Consider the following 2,641-nt stretch of genomic DNA (forward strand, 5'->3'; position numbering starts at 1 on the left):
GCCGTGGCGGCCTGACTAAGAAGTCCGGCTTGCGTCGTATAGTTAAGTCGAAGCGTTTTCTCGTCTACGCCCTGCAGCGCTTCGCTGAACCGGTTCAAAGCGGCGCGACTCCGCTCTGCCGCTTCCTCGATTTCCGCCGCCATCGCGCGCGCGCGGCGTCCGGTATTCAGGAATCCCAGCGACCACGCAGCCAGCGCGATTGTCACAGCAAGCCCAATCGGGCCGCCGAAGAACGCCAGCGCCCCCTTGAGCGCCGTCATGGAAGCCGAGGCTACGCGGGAGGCCACCGTCATGCGGGCCATGGCTGCCGTCTGCGCGTTGGTGGCGACGGCGAGACGGGCCGTGGCGGCCGTAGCCGCGTTCTTGGCGGCCGTGTCGGCGGACGTGGCGGCGGCGACCTGAACCTTTACCCTCGCCTCCTGCTGGCCCAGAATCGCCAGTTCTCGCGTCGCGGCGCTCGCGGCGCGCGTGGCTGCAGCGCGCTTCGCCATCTCTCGTTCAACTGCGGCTCCGCCCAGCGGGGCGAGGGTGGAGATCGGCACGCGCGCCGCCGCCGCGCTGATCGCCTGCGCGGACCGGAGCTTGGCGATCGTTTCCGCGCGCGATACTTGGATGGCCGCCTGCGTCGCCCTTATGGAGTTGAGGGTCGCGGTAGTCTCCCGCGCTCGCGCGGCCGTAGACTCGGCGGCGGCGGCGGCCTCCATCTTTGCCGCGAACGCTGCCTGCACGGCGGCTTGGCGCGTGGCGGTGCCGGCGGCGATTGCCGCCCTCATTTTGTTGACGTAGCCAGTGACCGCGATCTTCGCGCTTTGGGCCAGGCGCCCCGCCATTATCGCGGCCAGCACGGCGGAGGCTTGCGCGATCCCATACAGCGATTCCGCTACCGCTTCTGCGGCGGGGACGATGGCGGAGAGCATCCCCTTGCCAATGGCGACCGCGCCGGCGCCGATCCGGGCCTTGAGTTGCTGCCAGCGGAAGTCAATCGTCTGGGACATGATGCCGAAGGCGCGCTCGGTCTCGCCCGCCTTGTTCTTCATCAACTCCAGCGTATTCGCGAAGTCGCCTGCGGCCGTACCAGTCAGCGCCATCGCCGGGACCAGCGCCTCAACGCCGCCGAAGAGCAGCGCAAGCGATGACGTTGACCCCCCGGTCTTCTGCTTCACCAGGTCCATAAACCCGGCCAGGCCGAGCGACTGCAGCGAGGCGGCGTTGAAGGAGATCCCCAGCCGCTTAGCCTCATCAGCTGCTTCCTTCGTCGGCTTCACCACGCTGGCGATGATCTGTCGCAGTCCCTGCGTGGCGACGCCGGTCTGCATGCCGCCCTTCGTGAGCGCGCCCACGGCGGCCGTCACCTCGTCCAGCTTCACCCCGCTCTGCGCCGCAATCGGTGCGATCAACCCAAGGCTGCGCGAAAGCTCCGCGATCGTCGTCTTGCCGGCGGCGGCGGCCACGAAGAAGCTGTCGCTGACGTTCTCCGCGCCACCGGCCGCAGCACCGTAGGAGTTGAGGACGGACGTGAGGCCGTCGGCTGCTGTCTGGATGTCGGTGAAGCCGCCTACCGCCAGCTTGTTCGCCTGAGTTAGGACTGCGGTTGCTTGTGCAGCGTCGGATGTGCCCGCCGAGATGATTTCGTAGAGGGCTCCCGCCTGCTGGATGGGGGCGCTGAATCCCTGACCAAATGCCTTGGAGGTGCTGAGGACGGCGTCTGCGAGGCCCTGCATGTCGGAGCCGGTGGGCAACAGCGTCTCCACCGCGGCCATCGCCTTGCCGAAAGCGAGGGCTTGGCCGGTGACGGTGGCGAACGCGGAGCCGAGCCCGGCGATCCCTGCGGCACCGAGCAGAGTCTGGATAGCACCGTTGACGCCGCGGAACGAGCCGGTTAGGCTGGACATGGCCTGCTCCGCCTTCCGCGCCCCGGTTTCGACCCCGGACGCGTCGGCGGTAATCCTTACCCTCAACTCGCCTACGTTCGCCATGCGAAACCGCCTCTCGTTCGTACCCTGTGCTCTGGTGCTGTCCGGCGGGTGTTCCAGCGGCAGCGACCCGGCGCAAACAACCTCAGCCCAGCCGTCGGTCGAGGCCCACGCTATCCAGCAGTGCCAGCGTCAAATCCTCGCGGCAGTTAGCCCCGGGCTTGTGTCGCCCGCCTCCGCCCACATGCAGCCGCCCGATTCGGCTGCGGCCTCAGTGGTTGGCCCGGAAGCCGGGTACGATCCCGCGGAGTGGGCCGACGTTCACGCTGTCCGCACGCACATGGATGCTACGAACGCCTTCGGGGTGCCCCTTCGTACGCGCTACAAGTGCGTGGTCGGCCAGCGCGCGATCGGGGGCGAGTGGGACGTGATCTACTACGTAACGGAGTAAGCGTCGCGCATCTACAGCAACCCGCCTCGCAGGCCGAAAAACAGTTCGAAGTTCTTGTCTGCGTACTCTACCCAGTCGTTGAACTCCTCGGCGCTCATCCGCCTGCCGAGCTCCGCTACCGTTCGCCCGCCGATTCCGAATCGGACGAGATGGTGGGCGAACTCGCGGTCGCCGCGAATTCGTTTCCCTCCGCACCCTCCTCGACCAGCGCGCCCTTGATCGCCTGCGCGATCTCGCCCCGCACCCGCTCCCGGGCCTCCTCTGACACGAGCTGAAG

Annotated in this window: 1 protein-coding gene; it reads right to left on the reverse strand. The window is 67.7% G+C overall.

The genetic code is table 11. The annotated features are described in order from the left end of the window. The coding region (locus VIB55_RS23660; RefSeq protein WP_331879147.1) for a phage tail tape measure protein at positions 1-1,976 on the reverse strand (1,976 nt) is incomplete at its 3' end. Positions 1,977-2,641 lie beyond the last annotated feature (665 nt).

The organism is Longimicrobium sp. (assembly GCF_036554565.1).
Classification (GTDB): domain Bacteria; phylum Gemmatimonadota; class Gemmatimonadetes; order Longimicrobiales; family Longimicrobiaceae; genus Longimicrobium.